Genomic DNA, 16,124 nt, shown 5'->3' with positions numbered 1-16,124 from the left:
GACATGATGAAAGCTCTGGGATCGCTCAGCCGCCGCCGCTTTCTGACCGCGAGCGCCTCGCTCGGCATCGGCACGATCGCCGCGCCCTACGTCGCCCGCGCCGACGATCCGACGCTGCGCATCACCGGCTGGGGCGGCAAGTGGGGCGAGATCATGAAGGCCGAGATCGGCCCCGCCTTCGAGAGTGAGTTCAAGTGCAAGCTCCAGATTGATTCCGCCTTCCCTTATCTGCCGAAGCTCCAGGCGAGCTCGCGCTCCGCACCGATCTACGACGTGATGCACACCAACTCCAACGAGCAGTGGGCCGCGGCCGAAATGGGCCTGATCGAGCCCAAGATCGATCCAAAGCTGGTGCCCAACCTCGCCGACGTCTATCCCTACGCCATCAGCGACAAGATCGTCGGCGTCTCGATCTTCACCAGCGCCATCGGCCTCGGCATGCGCACCGACAAGGGCTATGGCGGCATCAGTTCCTGGAAGGAGCTGTGGGACGCGAAATACAACGGTGTCCGCGGTGGCTATGTCATCCCGGTCAACAGCCTCGGCCAGGCGTTCCTGATGATGTGCGGCACGCTGTTCGGCAAGGGCCAGACCGATCTCGATGCAGCCTATATGGCGCTGGAGAAGCTGAAGCCGATCAAGATCGTCGATTTCACCGGCGCGATGGAGAAGATGCTGCTGTCGGGCGAAGTCGGCCTCTGCGTCATCCACGATTCCGGCATCTACCGCTATGACGGCCAGAACCAGCCGACCGACTTCGTCTCGCCGAGCGAAGGCGTGCTGTCGCTGGAGCAGGTCCTGACCATCACGCCCGGCAGCAAGATGAAGGAGCTCGCCAACGCCTATGTGAACTACATGCTGCGGCCGGACGTGCAGAAGCGCCTTGCCGAAACCGTGTGGTACTCGCCGGCCAACAAAAAGGTGAAGCTCGACGCCAAGTATGACGCCAAGCTGCTCACCACGCCCGAGAAGGTCTCGAAGCTGATCCAGGTCGACTGGAAGTGGTACAACGAGCGCAAGGACGAGATCGACCAGCGCGTCAATCGGATCTTCCGCGCATGAGCGCATCGATCGAGATCGCCGGCGTCAGCAAGGTCTATGACGGGGGCGTGCGCGCGGTCGACGCGGTCGCCATGGACATCAGGCAGGGCGAATTCTTCTCCCTGCTCGGCCCGTCCGGCTGCGGCAAGACAACGACGCTGCGCATGATCGCCGGCTTCGAGATTCCGAGCGCGGGGGCGATCCGCGTCGACGGCGCCGACATCACCCATGTTCCCGCGCACAAGCGCGACATGGGCATGGTGTTCCAGAACTACGCGCTGTTCCCGCATCGGACCGTCGCCGAGAACGTCGCCTTCGGCCTGCGCATGCGCGGATTGGACAAGGCCACCATAGCGACGAAGGTGAAGGCGGCGCTGGCGATGGTCGAGCTGTCCGGCCTCGAAGAGCGCCGCCCCGCCCACCTCTCCGGCGGCCAGCAGCAGCGCGTGGCGCTCGCGCGGGCCATCGTCATCGCCCCGCGCGTCCTGCTCTGCGACGAGCCGCTCGGCGCACTGGACAAGAAGCTGCGCCAGCAGATGCAGTTCGAGCTCAAGCAGCTCCAGAAGAAGCTCGGCCTGACCCTGGTGTTCGTCACCCACGACCAGGAAGAGGCGCTCGCGATGTCCGACCGCATCGCCGTGATGAACGGCGGTCGCGTCGAGCAGATCGGAACGCCCGCCGAGATCTACAACCAGCCGACGACGCGCTTCGTCGCCGACTTCATCGGCGACACCAACATCTTTCGCGGCGAGCGCACGACGACGAACACGATGGCTTCCGCTATCGACGTCGGCAAAGATCTGATCCTGGCGCTGCCGCGCTCCCCGGACATCCAAGGCACCGGCATTCTCTCGGTGGCGCTGCGACCCGAAAAGATCTGCCTCTCGCCGCGCGCCGATGCCGCCACGGCAACCGCCACCGCAACCGGCAGCTGCGCGCACGGCATCGTCGAGAACACCAACTTCCTCGGCGGCGCGGTGCTCTACCGCATCACCCTCGAGGGGGGCCATCGCGTCCTCGTGCAACAGCCCAATGCAGGCACGAGCCGCCTGTTCGTTCCCGGCAACGATGTCACGCTCGACTGGACGCCGGCCGACCTCGTCGTCTTGAAGGACTAGACCAGACATGAACATGCCATTGAAGCACCAGCGCATCGGGGTCGTCGTGATCGGCCAGAGCCCGCGCCCCGGCGTTGTGACCGAGATCGCGACCGTGTTGTCGCCGGGCATCCAGATCGAGCTGCGCGGCGCGCTCGACGGCATGAGCCGCGCCGAGATCGACGCCATTCCCCCGATGGACGGATACGACACGCTGTTCACGCTGCTGCCGAACGGCGACGGCGTCACCATCAGCAAGAAGGAAGTGGAGCGCCGGGCGAGCCAGCAGATCATTCGCTTCAAGCACGAGGGCGTCGGCGTGACGCTGATGGCCTGCACGGGCAGATTTCCCAATCTCGCCGCCGATGGCCTCGTCATCCTGCCTTCCGCCATCCTGCACAATCTCGTAGAGGCCGTGCTGCCGAGGGGCCGGCTCGGCGTGTTCTCGCCCCTCGCCGAGCAGACCGCGCTGATCGACAAGAAGTGGCAGCGCGAGGGCGTCGAGGTGGTCGGCATCACGCTCCGACCCGGCTCGAACGAGGCCGCGGTCGACGAGGCCGCGCGCACGATGGCCGACCTCGAACCCGATCTCGTGGTGATGGATTGCATCAGCTACACCAGCGCCAACAAGGCGCGCGTGCGCACGGCCTTTCCCGGCCCGGTGATCCTCGGCATTGCCGCCGCGGCCCGCATCGTCGAGGAGTTGGTGTCGTGAGCAAGGCGGAATTGAAGACGATCAGCCTCGAGGAGATCGAAGCGCTCGCGGTCGGCGCCTGGATCCTCGGCACCGGCGGCGGCGGCAGTCCCTATCTCGGCCTGCTCAATCTGCGCCGGCTCTATGCCGAGGGCCACCGCGTGCACTTGATGTCGCCGCTCGACCTCGACGACGACGACTGGGTCGCGGTGGTCTCCAACATGGGCGCGCCGCTGGTCGGACAGGAACGTCTCGCCGACAGCCGTAACATCGCGCGCGCAGTTCGCATGCAGGAGGAGATCAACGGGATCAAGTTTCGCGCCGTGATGTCGGTAGAGATCGGCGGCGGCAACGGCGTTCAGGCGCTGATGGCGGCCGCTCATCTCGGCATCCCCGTTGTCGACGCGGACTGTATGGGCCGCGCCTTCCCCGAGGCGCAGATGACGTCGGTCGCGATCGGGGACCTGCGGCCCTATCCCTGCACGCTGTACGATCCCCGCGGCATCGAGGCGGTGGTGACGAAGGTGCCGAGCTGGAAGTGGATGGAGCGGGCGAGCCGCAAGATCTGCGTCGAGATGGGCTCGATCGCCTCCACCAGCAAGGCGCCGCGCACAGGACGCGAGGTAAAGGACTGGGGCATACACTTCACCACCACAAAAGCCATCTGCATCGGACGCGCCGTGCAGGAGGCCAATCGTCGTCACGAGGATCCGATCGCCGCACTGCTTTCGACCGAAGGTGGCAAGAAGCTGTTTACCGGCAAGATCGTCGACGTGGCCCGGCGCACGACGGAAGGATTTTTGCGCGGCTCGGCGATGATCGAAGGCAGCGACGCCGATCGCGGCAATCGGCTCAAGCTCTCGTTCCAGAACGAATGGATCGTGGCCTGGCGGGGCGAGGAGGCGATCGCGACGTCGCCCGACCTGATCTGCGTGCTCGACAGCGTCAACGGCCACGGCGTCGGCACCGAGACCGTACGCTATGGCCAGCGCGTCACCGTGGTGGCGCTACCCGCGCCGCCGGTGCTGACCAGCCCGCGCGGCCTCGAATTCGTCGGCCCCCGCGCCTTCGGCTACGACCTCGACTTCCGTTCCCTCTTCGCGCCCGCTGCGGCTGGAGCTTAAGATCCCCCCATGAAACGCATTGGCATCGATGTCGGCGGCACCAACACGGACGCCGTGCTGATCGTCGACGAGAAGGTCGTCCATTCCGTCAAGCGCCCGACCACGGCCGACGTGACCTCGGGCATCCTGGACGCGCTGAGGGCGTTGCGCGCCGAGCCGGCCGCCGCGGTGAAGGTCGATGCGGTCGTGATCGGCACCACGCATTTCATCAACGCGGTGGTGCAGCGCCGCCACGTCCAGAAGATCGCCGCGATCCGCATCGGCATGCCCGCGAGCGCCTCGTTGCCGCCGTTCTGCGACTGGCCCGCGGACCTCGCCGCGCTCGTCAACGGCGAGATCTTCATGCTGGAGGGCGGTCACGACTACGACGGCCGCCCGTTCATGCCGCTCGACGTCGCCGGCCTGAAGGACGCCGCGCGAAAAATCAGAGACAAGGGCCTGCACTCGGTCGCGGTGTGCTCGAGTTTCTCCCCGCTCGATTCCTCCTGCGAGACGACCGCGCGCGAGATTCTCGGAGACATCTGCCCTGACGTCGCGGTGACGCTGTCGCACGATCTCGGCCGCATCGGCCTGCTCGAACGCGAGAATGCCGCGCTGCTCAACGCCTCCCTGCACGATCTCGCCATCACCACGGTCGCGGCCTTCCGCAAGGCAATTTCCGACAGCGGCATCGATGCGCCGCTGTTCCTGACCCAGAACGACGGCACGGTGATGCAGGCCGAGATCGCTACCGCCTTCCCGGTGATGAGCTTCGCCTCCGGCGCCACCAATTCCATGCGCGGCGCCGCGCACCTCTCCGGTCTCGACGACGCCATGGTCGTCGATGTCGGCGGCACGACAAGCGACATCGGCCAGCTTCGTCACGGCTTTCCGCGCGAGGCCAATGCCGTGGTCGAGGTCGGCGGCGTCCGCACGCTGTTCCGCATGCCAGATCTGTTGTCGATCGGGCTCGGCGGCGGCAGCCATGTCGACGAAGATCCGGTTCGCGTCGGTCCGCTCAGCGTCGGCTACCGGTTGACAACGGACGCGCTGGTGTTCGGCGGCTCGCGCCTCACCGCCACCGACATCGCGGTCGCCGCGGGTCTCACCGACATCGGCGACAGCTCTCGCGTCGCCAAATTGCCCAAGCGTCTGATCGACGCCGCGCTGCGCGATGCCTGGCGCAAGCTCGAAGAGGACATCGATCGCATGAAGACCGAAGCCGGCGAGGTGCCGCTGCTCGCAGTCGGCGGCGGCGCCTTCCTGGTGCCGGATCGCCTGCCCGGCATTTCCGAGATCGTGCGCGTGCCGCATGGCGACTGCGCCAATGCGGTGGGTGCTGCGATCGCCCAGGTCAGCGGCGAAGCCGACCAAGTGTTCCGCGACCTCAGTCGCGAGGATGCGATCGCGGCGGCGCGCGACATCGCGGCCGACCGTGCCGTCCAGGCCGGGGCAGCGCGCGACAGCCTGAAGACCGTCGATGTCGAGGACATGCCGATCGCCTATCTGCCCGGCAACGCGCTGCGCGTCCGCGTCCGCGTCGCCGGCGCGATTGCCGATCCGGATTTTCCGGCGGCCGCGTAGCCGGCGCCTGACCATCCCGGTCGGGCCGCGACGAGAACGACCTGCGACTGGATCGGCTATCTTACCGCGGAGGCGGCATGATCCGGCAAGCGACGCGTCGCTCAAGAGCTGGGCGCCGCTGGCTGGACTGCTTGCTTCAATCGAACCAGCCGCGCCGCTTGAACCAGATCAGCGGCAGCACGCCGCTGGCAATGATGGCGAGCCACGCCAGCGGATAACCGAACGTCCAGTCCAGCTCCGGCATGTGCTTGAAGTTCATGCCCCAGATGCCGACCAGGATCGTCGGCGGCACGCCGACGATCGAGACGATCGTCAGGATCTTGAACAGCTCGTTCTGCTGAATGTTGATGAAGCCGAGCACGGCATCGAGCAGAAGCTGGATCTTGTCCGACAATCGCGTCTCGTAATCGCCCAGCGAAACGACGTCCTTCGAGACGGCCTCGAGGCGCTTTTTCGACGCGGCGGTGATCCATTCACTCCCGACATCGCCGGCAAATGACGCGATGCGGCCGACGCCAAGCAGGACATCGCGCGCCTTGGCCAGCCGATCGGCCAACTCCCCGATGTTCTCCAGCGCCTCGCGCATTCTGCGGCTGGAGCGGACCGGCCGCTTGGTGCGAACGAGCCCGCCCTTGAAGACCCCCCGCGAAAGCCTGTCGACCTTCGCGCCGAGATGCTCCAAAACATCGGCCCCGCGGTCGACCATGGCCTCGATCAGGCTGGTAAACACGCACATGCCGTTCTCCAGGCTGTCGTCGGAACCGATGCGCTTGCCGATGTCGTCGAAGATCGGCAGCTGCGCGAAGCGCACCGTCACCAGGACGTGCGGGCCAATAACGAAGCCCACCGGCGTGATCTCGGCCTCGTTGTCCTCGTTGAGCCGAACCGCCGGCGAGCTGAGATAGAGCGTGCCGTGGTCGAGGATCAGGCGGCTCGACGCTTCGATCTCGTTGAGGGACTCCTCCGAAGGGATGCGGATCCCGAGCAGTCGTTCGACAAACTGCTTTTCCTCCGCCGTCGCGTTGACGAGATCGGCCCAAATGATCTCGGAGGGCATTTTCGCCCCGATGCCTCGCCAGTCATCGGACGGCCATCTGTACAGTTTGAGCAATGACCGGACTCCGCATACCCTCGCGCCGGATCGCACGGCATGCGGCCATCCTGCGCTGAGCCAACGCATGAGGGTTCCAAACGTTCGATGCAGGGGAGCACCAGAGGCGGCGAAATCCAACCGAGCGGATGCGGCCTCCTTCGATGATGCCATCATGCCGGTGTTTTGCCCGACGGGTCAATGGCATCGCGGAATGCGCAGCGCGCAAGCCGTTAAATGGCGCAACGCGCAAACCATTGAAATGATTATCCCCGGCTACTGTGCATGGGGTTGTTTTTCAGGTTTTTGTTTTGGTCCCGCCAGATAAAAATCCCCTCCCTGATGGGGAGAGGTCAACGTTGAGGCGACAGGTTCGACCTGACCGAGCGGCTACTCCCACGCCCACGCCGAGAAATCGTTCTCGAACTGCGGGACTTCCTTCCAGACGCCCTTCAGCTTCTTGCTGATGACGGTGGGCCATTGCGGCTGGAACAGATAGGCGGAGACGGCATCGGTGGCCAGCATGCGCTGGGCGTCGCCGAGAAGTTTTGCGCGGGAGGCCTCGTCGGGCGTCGACACGATCTGCTTGTAGAGCGCGTTGTAGGTCTCGTTGTTGTAGCCGAGATAGTAGTCGGGCTCGGTGATCTTGACGAGATCGAACGGCTCGACATGGCTGACGATGGTGAGATCGAAATTGTGCGGACCAGTGGGCCCGAACACCTGCGACAGCCACTGCGCCCATTCGACGTTCTCAATCTTGGCGACGATGCCGACCTTGGCGAGCTGGGCCGCGACGATTTCGCCGCCCTGCCGGGCATAGGGCGGCGGCGGCAGCTTCAGCGACAGCTCGAGCGGCGTGGTGACGCCGGCCTCTGCAAGCAGCTTCTTGGCCTTCTCGGGATCATAGGGGTTGATGCCGGTGGTATCGACATAGCCGAGCGATCCGGGCGTGTAGAAGCTTCCGATCGGCGTGCCGAAACCTTCGACGGCACCGTCGATCAATGCCTTGCGGTCGATCGCAGCGAGGATGGCGCGGCGAACGCGGACGTCATCCAGCGGCTTCTTCCGCTCATTGATCGCGACGATGGTCTTCGCCTTGGAACCGCCAATCAGGACCGTGAAGCGCGGATCAGCCTTGAATTGAGCAACGACGCGGGTCGCGATGCGCGGAAACGCGTCCACGTCCCCCGAGAGCAGCGCCGCGGCTTGCGCGGCCGGATCGGAGATGAAGCGGATCGTGACCTTCGAGAGCTTGATCGCCGATGCGTTGCGATAGTCCGCCCATTTGTTCAGGGTGATCGATGAGCCCTTGGCCCAGGCGCCGAGCTGGTAAGGCCCGGTCCCGACCGGCTGCGTGACGTTCGTCGCCGCGCTCTTCGGCTCGACGATCGAGCCGCTCGCCTGCCCCAGCAGGAACGGAAGGTTCGGCTCGCCGTATTTCAGGGTGATCACGACCGAGTCGGCGTCGGGCGCATCGACCTTCTCGAAGGCCTGGTACAGGCTCTTGTCCTTGTTGGTGCTGGTGGCGACAGCGTTACGCTCGAACGAGAACTTCACCGCCGCGGAATCGAACGGCTCGCCGTTGTGGAATTTGACGCCCTTGCGCAGCTTGAAATGATAGGACTTCAGGTCCGGCGAGGCGGTCCAGCTCTCAGCCAGCAGGGGCGAGACGGAGCCATCCTCGTTGATCTTGGTCAGCGTCTCGTAGATGTTGTAGAGCGTGACCTCCGCGACCGCGGCGGCGGCCGCGGTGGTTGGATCGAGGCCCGGCGGCTCCAGCGTCATGCCCATGACGACGCTGTCCTTCTTGCTCTGCGCCAACACCGGCAACGGCGCCGCGACCAGCGCGGCGGCGAATGCGACGATCGATAGTGTCCTGAACATGCGTAACTCTCCGGCCTTCTGTCTTCCCAGACTACGCCAATTCCGCCCTGGACACTAACCTTCCAAGGCCGCTTGCGGCAACGCCATCACGGCCTCGGCCTTGTGACAGGCGGCGAGATGCGTTTCCCCGACCTTGCGTAGCTCAGGCAAAACCTCGCGGCAATGCTGGTCGGCGAGCGGGCAGCGCGCGACATAGGGGCATCCGGTCGCAGCCGCCGATTGCGAGGCGATCGCCTGGGCGCCGCGTCGCCGCCGGCCGCCTCCAGCACGTGCCCGTGGCACGGCGTCCAATAACGCCCGCGTATAGGGATGGGCACAGCGCTCGAACAGATCCTCCGGCCGCCCCTGCTCGACGATCCGGCCGAGATACATCACCGCGACCTCGTCGCAGAGATAGTCGACGACCGCGAGATCGTGGCTGATCAGGACGTAGCTGAGGCCGAACTGTTCCTGGAGGTCCTGCATCAGGTTCAAGACCTGCGCCTGCACGGAGACGTCGAGTGCCGAGACCGGCTCGTCGGCGACGATCAGCTTCGGCTGCGTGATCAGGGCGCGCGCGATGGCAATGCGTTGGCGCTGGCCGCCTGAGAACTCGTGCGGATATTTGTCCATGTCGGCATCGCGCAGGCCGACCTGTCGCAGCACCGCGGAGACGCGCGCGCGGAACGTGGTGCGATCGGCTTCTTCCAGCACGGTGAGCGGTTCGGCGACGATGCGGGCGATGGTCTGACGCGGGTCGAGCGAGCCGTAAGGATCCTGGAACACCATCTGGAAATCGCGGCGGGCACGGCGCAGCTCGTCCGCCGAGATGCGGTTGAGATCGCGGCCGAGCAGCGCGACCTGCCCCGATGTGGGCCGCTCCAGCGCCATCACCACCCGCGCGAAGGTCGACTTGCCCGAACCGGACTCGCCGACGATGCCGAGGCTCTTGCCGGCTTCGACCCGCACGCTGACGCCATTGAGCGCGCGAACTTGCCCCGGCGGGCGGAACAGGCTTTCGCGCGGCAGCGTGTAGCGTTGCTCGAGATCCTTGACGTCGAGAAGAGGCGCGGTGCTCATGCGGACAGCGCTCCGACATTCGCGGCCATGGAGACGTCCGTCCGGATGCAGCGCACGAAGTGGCCGGGTCCGACGTCCACCATCGGCGGAAGCGCGACCCGACACGGCTCGATCACGAGCGGGCACCGATCGGCGAAGGCACAGCCGGAGGGCAGATCGGCGAGCTCCGGCACCGTGCCCGAGATCGTCGTCAGCCGCGTCCCCTTGCGTGCGCCGAGCTTCGGCCGGGCGCGGAACAGGCCCTGCGTGTAGGGATGCCCCATCCGCCGGAACACCTCGTCGGTCGGCCCGCTCTCGACGACCGTGCCGCCATACATCACCATCATGCGTTGCACGTTCTCGGCGATGACGCCGAGATCGTGCGAGATCAGGATCATCGACATGCCCCGCTCCTCGACGAGATCGGCGATGAGGTCGAGGATCTGGCCCTGGATGGTGACGTCGAGCGCCGTGGTCGGCTCGTCGGCAATCAGGAGGTCCGGCTCGCAGGCGAGGGCCATCGCAATCGTGACGCGCTGGCGCTGGCCGCCGGAAAACTGGTGCGGATAGGCATCGACGCGCCTCGCCGGATCTGGCAGCCCGACACGATCGAGCAAGGCGATCGTCTCCTTGCGCGCCTGCGATGCCGACAATTTCCTGTGGCGACGCAGCGGCTCGGCGACCTGATGGCCGATCGTGTGCATCGGGTTGAGCGCGGTCATCGGCTCCTGGAAGATCATGCTGATGCGATTGCCGCGGAGCCTGCAATAATCGGCGTCCGAAAGCCCAGAGAGCTCGCTGCCATCAAGCTTGATGCTGCCGGTGACGACAGCGCTGTCCGGCAGCAGCCCCATCAGCGACAATGCGGTGACTGACTTGCCGCAACCGGATTCGCCGACAAGCCCAAGCGTCTCGCCGCGCTTCAGCGCAAAACTGACGCCGCGCACGGCCTGTGCCGGCCCGCGACTGGTGTTGAGGCGCACGCCGAGATTGGCAACCTCGATCAGCGGCATGGTTGAGCGCTCACCCATCGTCACCGCTCCCGCGCCAGGCGTGGATCGAGCAGGTCGCGCAGCCCGTCGCCGAGAAGATTGAGGCCGAGCACCGCGATTGCGATCGCGGCACCGGGATACACCGCGAGCATCGGCGACTGGAATAGCAATGTCTGCGCGTCGTTCAGCATCCGTCCCCAGGAAGGCTGCGGCGGCTGCGTGCCGAGCCCGAGATAGGACAATGCGGCCTCCGCAAGGATCGCGAGGGCGAACTGGATGGTCGCCTGCACGATCAGGATCGACAGGATGTTGGGAAGCACATGCTCGATGGTGATGCGGAAGCGCCCCTTCCCCGAAGCACGCGCGGCCAGCACGAACTCGCGCGCCCAGATCGCGTTGGCGGAGCCGCGCGTCAGCCGGGTCAGCGTCGGGATCTGGAAAATGCCGATCGCGACGATCGAGGTCACCATGCCGGGCCCGACGACCGCAGAGAGCATGATCGCGGAGAGCACGGCCGGGAAGGCAAACGTGAAATCGGAGAAGCGCATGATGATCTCTTCGGTCCAGCCGCGCCTGGCGGAAGCGATCAGGCCGAGGCAGACGCCGAAGGTGAGGCCGATGCTCACCGCGATGATGCCGACCATGATGGTGGAGCGGGCGCCCGCAAGCAGCAGCGAGACAATGTCGCGGCCGAAGGAGTCGGTGCCGAGCCAGTGCGCCGCCGAGGGTGGCCGGAGCTTTGCGGCGATGTCGATCTCGTAGGGCGACCAGGGCGTCCACACCAGCGACAACAGCGCCGAAGCGATCACCACGAGGCTCAGCGCACCGCCGAGCACGAAGCTGCGGTGGCGCAGGGCGCGGCGCCAGAATGTCCGGGCCGGCAGCGGACGCGTTGCGACCGGCGCGTCAATCGAACTGGTCAAGGGCGCGCTCACAGATCGTGGACCTTGATGCGGGGATCGATGAAGGCATAGAGCACGTCGACCACGAAATTGACGATGACGACCATGGTCGCGAGCAGCATCACGCAGTTGCGCACCACGATCAAATCGCGGTTGGCGATCGACTGGAAGATCAGCCGTCCCAGGCCCGGCAGGTAGAACACATTCTCGATCACGATGGTGCCGGCGAGCAGATTGGCGAATTGCAGCCCCATCACCGTCATCACCGGGATCATGGCGTTGCGCAGCACGTGGCTCCACAGCACCTCGCGCTTGCCGAGGCCCTTCGCGCGCGCGGTGCGGACGAAGTCTTCGCGCAGCACTTCCAGCACCGCCGAGCGCGTGACACGCGCGAGGATCGCGGCTTGCACCACCGCGAGCGAGACCGCCGGCAGCAGCAGCGACTTGATCCCCAGCCAGATGCCGTCTTCCCAGCCCGGAAAGCCGCCGGCAGAAAGCCATTGCAGCCGCACCGAGAACAACAGCACCAGGAGGATCGCGAACCAGAAATTCGGCAGCGCGATGCCCACCTGCGTCAACGACATCACGCCGACATCGCCGAGCTTGTTGTGGTTGGCGGCGGTGTAGATGCCGGCCGAGAGCGCCAGCGTGACCGTGATCAGCATGGACATGATCGCGAGCGGAATGGTCAGCACCAGCCGCTCCGCGATCAGGCTGCCGACCGGCGTACCGTAGACATAGGAGTTGCCGAGATCGCCGATCAGGAGCCCTTTGATCCACTGCAAATAGCGAACCGCCAGCGGCTGGTCGAGCCCGAGCTTGACGGTGAGCGCCCGCACCGCATCCACTGACGCATCGGCACCCATCAGCATCTGCGCGGCGTTGCCGGGAAGCGCGTCCAGCACCAGGAAGATGATCACGGAGGCGCCGACCAGCGTCGCCAGCAAGGTAAGCAGACGTCGGAGGACAAATACGCTCATGCGCTCACGAGCTCTCGACGTCGTCCTGGCGAAGGCCAAGACCCATAACCCCAGGGAGCGGTTTGGCGAAGACTGTTCGTTCGGTACTGGCACCGCTCGGCATCGATAAATTCCGCGGTATGGGTCCTGGCTTTCGCCAGGACGACACCGAGGAGATTGCGGGCGCCATGCCGCATCAGGACAAATACGCTCATGCGTGCTCGGCTTCAGGGCTCATCCGCGGCACGATCAACATGTCCGGGCGCCGGAGGCAAGTCCTTTGCAGGCAAGCCCTGTGCAGACAAGTCCTTTGCAAACAAGTCCTTTGCTGCATGCCCATCTGCTCAGGCCGGCCAGCGGGACAGAAGGTCGTGCGAGGCCTCGAACAGCGCACTCACGCGCAGCAAATCCGCATCAGCGCGGAAGCGGCCGACGAGCTGCAGGCCGATCGGCAGGCCGTCGCGGCCGAAGCCGCAGGGCAGGCTGATCGCGGGATGCCCGGTCATGTTGAACGGCATGGTCCAGGGGAACCAGTGCGGCCGGACGCTGTCGAAATGCTGGCCGTCGATCTCGATGGTGCCGAACAGATCCTGCTTGATCGGCAGCGCGGTGCGGGTGAGGGTCGGCATCGCCAGGAAGTGCCCGCGCGCAAGCAAGGATTGCACCCGGCGGAACAGCGCGGTGCGCGCGAACATCGCCTCCTGATAGGCGACGCCGCTGACGTCGGTGGCGAGCGCAAGCTGCTTCAGGAAGGCCTCGCTCAGCGCCTCCCCGTGCTCGGCCGCGAGCTTGGCAAAGCGCGTGCGCCAGACCGTGTGGTTGATGGCGCGCCAGATCGGCTCGATGTCAAAGCCCTCGCCGGAGAATTCCTCGAGCTCGGCGCCAAGGCCCGCCAGCCGGTCGAGGCTCGCCTTGAAGCTGGCTTCGACTTCCGCGGACACCGGACGTCCGGGCGGCGTCAGGCAGTACAGGATCCGCTGCCCGCGCAGATCGCCTCGCGGGGCGGCGGTGCCGATGAAATCGGGCACGGGAAAGCCGATCGACCACGGATCGACAGGGTCCTCGCCTGCCATGGCCTGCATCATCAGCGCGGTGTCGGCGACGGTGCGCGTCATCGGCGTGACATAGGTCTGGTTGCCGAACACGTCGAGAGCCTGACTATGCGGGATGATTCCGTTGCTCTGCTTGAGGCCGACCACGCCGTTGCAGGCGGCGGGAATTCTGGTCGAACCGCCGCCGTCGGTCGCGATCGCCAGCGGTGCGATGCCGCTCGCCACCGCCACCGCCGCGCCGCCGCTGGAGCCGCCGGAGGAGCGGCAGGCGTCCCACGCATTGCGAGTGCGGCCGAACAGGGGCGAATCCGTCAGGCACTTGCTGCCGAATTCCGGCGTCGTGGTCTTGCCGATCAGGATTGCGCCCGCGCTGCGCAGCCGCGCCACCGCCACCGCGTCCTCGGTGGGCACGTTGTCCTTGTAGGGAACGGCGCCGAAGGTGGTCTTGACGCCCCTGGTGTTGACGATGTCCTTGACGGTGACGGGGATGCCATGGAGCAGGCCGAGCGGCTCGCCGGCCATCATGCTGCGCTCGGCGGCGCGGGCCTCGGCAAGCGCCTCGTCGCCGCACAGGGTAATGAAGCAGTTCAGCTCGGGCTGGAGCGCATCGGCGCGGGCGAGCACGGCGCGGGTGAGCTCGACGGGGGATATCTGCTTTGTCGCAATCAGGCCGCGCAGTTCGGTTGCGGACAGCAGGCAGGGATCGCCGTTCATCGTCACATGACGCTCCGAAGCGGGCCGCCGTTGGCCCAAAGACATTGACAAGGCATTGACAGCGAGAATGACAGTTTTGTTAACTCGCCGTCCAATACGATTTTGGTCGCCAACCCATATTCTTTCGGTATGCCAATGGATCTTCGCCGGCTCCGCTATTTCGTCGCCGTCGCCGAGGCGCGCAGCGTCGGCAAGGCCGCCGAGCGGCTTCGCATGGCGCAACCGCCCCTCTCGGTCCAGATCCGCAAGCTGGAGGCCGAAATCGGCGCGCCGCTGTTCCGGCGCGGCACGCGCGGCATGGACCTGACCGAGGCGGGCCAGGCGCTGTTCGCGCGCGCCGGCGAGGCGCTGGCGCTGGCGGCCGACGGCGCCGAAGCCGCGCGCGCGGTCGCAGCCGGTCGTCGCGGGCGGATCTCGGTCGGCTACATGTTCGTGCTGGCGAATGCGGTGCTGCCGCGCCTGATCCCCGAACTGCGGCGGTCCATTCCCGGCGTCGATCTCGATTTCGCCGAGCTCAGCGCCTCGACGCGCGAGGCGCGGCTGCTCGACCGCAGCGTCACGGTTGCGCTGTGCATGCCGGCGATCCACCATCCCGAGATCCAGGTGGCGCGGATCGGCGCGCAACTGTTCATGCTGGCGATGCCGATCCGCTCGCCGCTCGCTCGCCTGGGCTCGGTGCCGATGGCGCGGTTGCAGGGCCGCCCGCTGATCGCGCTGCCCCGTCCGGACCAGGACCCCGCCTCCTCCGCGGTCACGGCCTTGCTGCGGCGGCACCAGATCGTGATGCCGGTCGCCGGCCGGGTCGAGACCGTGCATTCGGCGATGAGCCTGGTGCTGGCCGGTGAAGGCCTGGCCATCCTGCCCGCCTGCGCCCAGCTCGGGGCGCCGCGCGGCATCGTGTTCCGGCGGCTGCGGGATGCGACCGACTCCATCGACGTTGCGGTCTGCTGGCGGCGGGACTCGCACAGCCCGCTGATCCGCACCTTCCTCAAATGCGCCGAGAAGGTCGTGGCGCGGCTGTGACGCGGCGCTGGGCTTAAGGGCTCCACGCGATCTCATGACTCCAGGGCGGATCGGCACCGGGACGGGTGCAGGTCAGCCCAGCGCAATTGGCGGCGAAGGATAGCGCGCGGCGAAGCTCGTCCGCGCCGATGCTCGTCAGTTTCTCCCGGGCGAGGCGCCCCTGCTTGTGCAGGGCAAACAACAGTGCCGCCTGAAAACTGTCGCCGGCGCCGATGGTGTCGGCGACCTCGACCTCGGGTGCGGCGACCTCGATCTGCCCCGCCCCGGCATGCCATGCGACGGCGCCGTTGTTGCCGCGGGTGATCACGACGAGGCTCGTGCCCCGTGCGAGCAGTGCGCGCGCGCGCTGCTGATACGGCTCGTCGCCAAAGAGATAGGCGAAGTCGACGTCCGACATCTTGATGAGATCGGCGCTGTCAGCGAACTCAGCCATGCGCGCGAGATAGGCCGGCTTGTCCTTGACGAGGTTGGGCCGGCAGTTCGGATCGAAGGAGATCGTCGATGAGGACCGTGCGTCCGCGATCAGGGCTTTGGTCTCGGCGGCGCCCTGGTCGTTGACCAGCGTGGTCGAGCCGACGTGGAGGGCCTCGACGGTCGCGAATGGAATGATCCCGCGCCGATACGTCCAGTTTCGCGTCGCGGTCTCGGCGTCGTAGAAGGCATAATGCGATTCGCCCGCGACGATGCGCACGAAGGCGAGTGTGGTCTGATGATCGCTACTGGTGGCGAGATCGAGTTCGACGTTGGAGGCAGCGGCGTGATCGGCGATCATGCGCCCGAACAGGTCGGTCGAGATGCCGCCGACAAAGCCGGTCGGCGCGCCCAGCCGCGCCATGCCGATCGCGACGTTGAGGCAGGAGCCGCCGACGGCCGGCATCACCGCCTCGCGCCCCTCGGTGTTTCGCGTCGGGACGAAATCGATCAGCGCATCGCCGCAGGCAATCAGCATCC

The 16,124-nt window shown here is 66.2% G+C and carries 14 protein-coding genes; 6 read left to right on the top strand and 8 right to left on the bottom strand.

The window, feature by feature from the left end; genetic code table 11:
* Positions 1 to 3 precede the first annotated feature (3 nt).
* The 5 genes from IVB31_RS02510 to IVB31_RS02490 are packed head-to-tail and all read left to right on the top strand — an operon-like array spanning position 4 to position 5,519.
* Positions 4 to 1,062, top strand: coding sequence for an extracellular solute-binding protein (locus IVB31_RS02510; RefSeq protein WP_247318137.1), 1,059 nt, complete (start codon positions 4 to 6; stop codon positions 1,060 to 1,062).
* A complete protein-coding gene (locus tag IVB31_RS02505) occupies positions 1,059 to 2,159 on the top strand; it encodes an ABC transporter ATP-binding protein (RefSeq protein ID WP_247318134.1) in 1,101 nt (366 codons plus the stop codon). The genes IVB31_RS02510 and IVB31_RS02505 overlap by 4 nt, the downstream gene beginning before the upstream one ends.
* A gap of 7 nt (positions 2,160 to 2,166) precedes the next feature.
* Positions 2,167 to 2,853, top strand: coding sequence for an AroM family protein (locus IVB31_RS02500; RefSeq protein WP_247318131.1), 687 nt, complete (start codon positions 2,167 to 2,169; stop codon positions 2,851 to 2,853).
* On the top strand, positions 2,850 to 3,956 hold the full coding sequence (locus IVB31_RS02495) for a DUF917 domain-containing protein (protein WP_247318128.1): 1,107 nt from the start codon (positions 2,850 to 2,852) through the stop codon (positions 3,954 to 3,956). The genes IVB31_RS02500 and IVB31_RS02495 overlap by 4 nt, the downstream gene beginning before the upstream one ends.
* Before the next feature lie 9 nt (positions 3,957 to 3,965).
* Positions 3,966 to 5,519 carry a hydantoinase/oxoprolinase family protein gene (locus IVB31_RS02490; protein WP_247318127.1) on the top strand — a complete coding sequence of 518 codons (1,554 nt, stop codon included), beginning with the start codon at positions 3,966 to 3,968 and terminating at the stop codon, positions 5,517 to 5,519.
* Between the two features lie 136 nt (positions 5,520 to 5,655).
* On the opposite strand, the gene IVB31_RS02485 is transcribed toward IVB31_RS02490, so the two are convergent.
* From IVB31_RS02485 to IVB31_RS02455, 7 genes are all read right to left on the bottom strand, one after another.
* Positions 5,656 to 6,630: a magnesium transporter CorA family protein gene (locus IVB31_RS02485; protein ID WP_247318123.1), complete on the bottom strand. Its 975-nt coding sequence runs from the start codon at positions 6,628 to 6,630 to the stop codon at positions 5,656 to 5,658.
* Positions 6,631 to 6,999: 369 nt separating this feature from the next.
* Complete coding sequence (locus IVB31_RS02480; protein WP_247318120.1) at positions 7,000 to 8,493, bottom strand: ABC transporter substrate-binding protein; 1,494 nt, start codon at positions 8,491 to 8,493, stop codon at positions 7,000 to 7,002.
* 54 nt (positions 8,494 to 8,547) lie between these two features.
* On the bottom strand, positions 8,548 to 9,552 hold the full coding sequence (locus tag IVB31_RS02475; RefSeq protein WP_247318117.1) for an oligopeptide/dipeptide ABC transporter ATP-binding protein: 1,005 nt from the start codon (positions 9,550 to 9,552) through the stop codon (positions 8,548 to 8,550).
* Positions 9,549 to 10,562, bottom strand: a complete 1,014-nt coding sequence (locus IVB31_RS02470; protein WP_247318114.1) for an ABC transporter ATP-binding protein — start codon at positions 10,560 to 10,562, stop codon at positions 9,549 to 9,551. The genes IVB31_RS02475 and IVB31_RS02470 overlap by 4 nt, the downstream gene beginning before the upstream one ends.
* Before the next feature lie 2 nt (positions 10,563 to 10,564).
* Positions 10,565 to 11,458: an ABC transporter permease gene (locus tag IVB31_RS02465; RefSeq protein ID WP_247318111.1), complete on the bottom strand. Its 894-nt coding sequence runs from the start codon at positions 11,456 to 11,458 to the stop codon at positions 10,565 to 10,567.
* Entirely contained in the window at positions 11,455 to 12,405 is a 951-nt protein-coding gene (locus tag IVB31_RS02460; protein WP_247318108.1) for an ABC transporter permease, read from the bottom strand. The genes IVB31_RS02465 and IVB31_RS02460 overlap by 4 nt, the downstream gene beginning before the upstream one ends.
* Before the next feature lie 323 nt (positions 12,406 to 12,728).
* On the bottom strand, positions 12,729 to 14,150 hold the full coding sequence (locus IVB31_RS02455) for an amidase family protein (protein WP_247319380.1): 1,422 nt from the start codon (positions 14,148 to 14,150) through the stop codon (positions 12,729 to 12,731).
* Between the two features lie 135 nt (positions 14,151 to 14,285).
* On the opposite strand from IVB31_RS02455, the gene IVB31_RS02450 reads away from it, so the two are divergent.
* The gene (locus IVB31_RS02450) at positions 14,286 to 15,173 is read left to right on the top strand and encodes a LysR substrate-binding domain-containing protein (RefSeq protein WP_247318104.1); all 888 of its coding nucleotides are present in this window, start codon (positions 14,286 to 14,288) and stop codon (positions 15,171 to 15,173) included.
* A 13-nt stretch (positions 15,174 to 15,186) separates the two neighbouring features.
* Here IVB31_RS02450 and IVB31_RS02445 read toward each other — a convergent pair whose 3' ends face one another.
* Entirely contained in the window at positions 15,187 to 16,122 is a 936-nt protein-coding gene (locus IVB31_RS02445; protein WP_247318101.1) for a carbohydrate kinase, read from the bottom strand.
* Positions 16,123 to 16,124: the final 2 nt, after the last annotated feature.

Source organism: Bradyrhizobium sp. 21 (assembly GCF_023073335.1).
Taxonomy (GTDB): Bacteria; Pseudomonadota; Alphaproteobacteria; order Rhizobiales; family Xanthobacteraceae; genus Bradyrhizobium.
Note: the sequence above shows the minus strand (reverse complement) of the source record. Positions and strands in the feature narration are given on the sequence as shown.

Excerpts from the sequence above, each read along its gene's own strand:
- IVB31_RS02470 (WP_247318114.1), bottom strand. The coding sequence starts at position 10,562 with ATGGGTGAGCGCTCAACCATGCCGCTGATCGAGGTTGCCAATCTCGGC.
- IVB31_RS02445 (WP_247318101.1), bottom strand. The coding sequence starts at position 16,122 with ATGCTGATTGCCTGCGGCGATGCGCTGATCGATTTCGTCCCGACGCGA.
- IVB31_RS02450 (WP_247318104.1), top strand. The coding sequence starts at position 14,286 with ATGGATCTTCGCCGGCTCCGCTATTTCGTCGCCGTCGCCGAGGCGCGC.
- IVB31_RS02490 (WP_247318127.1), top strand. The coding sequence starts at position 3,966 with ATGAAACGCATTGGCATCGATGTCGGCGGCACCAACACGGACGCCGTG.
- IVB31_RS02505 (WP_247318134.1), top strand. The coding sequence starts at position 1,059 with ATGAGCGCATCGATCGAGATCGCCGGCGTCAGCAAGGTCTATGACGGG.
- IVB31_RS02480 (WP_247318120.1), bottom strand. The coding sequence starts at position 8,493 with ATGTTCAGGACACTATCGATCGTCGCATTCGCCGCCGCGCTGGTCGCG.
- IVB31_RS02460 (WP_247318108.1), bottom strand. The coding sequence starts at position 12,405 with ATGAGCGTATTTGTCCTCCGACGTCTGCTTACCTTGCTGGCGACGCTG.
- IVB31_RS02475 (WP_247318117.1), bottom strand. The coding sequence starts at position 9,552 with ATGAGCACCGCGCCTCTTCTCGACGTCAAGGATCTCGAGCAACGCTAC.
- IVB31_RS02500 (WP_247318131.1), top strand. The coding sequence starts at position 2,167 with ATGAACATGCCATTGAAGCACCAGCGCATCGGGGTCGTCGTGATCGGC.
- IVB31_RS02455 (WP_247319380.1), bottom strand. The coding sequence starts at position 14,150 with ATGAACGGCGATCCCTGCCTGCTGTCCGCAACCGAACTGCGCGGCCTG.
- IVB31_RS02510 (WP_247318137.1), top strand. The coding sequence starts at position 4 with ATGATGAAAGCTCTGGGATCGCTCAGCCGCCGCCGCTTTCTGACCGCG.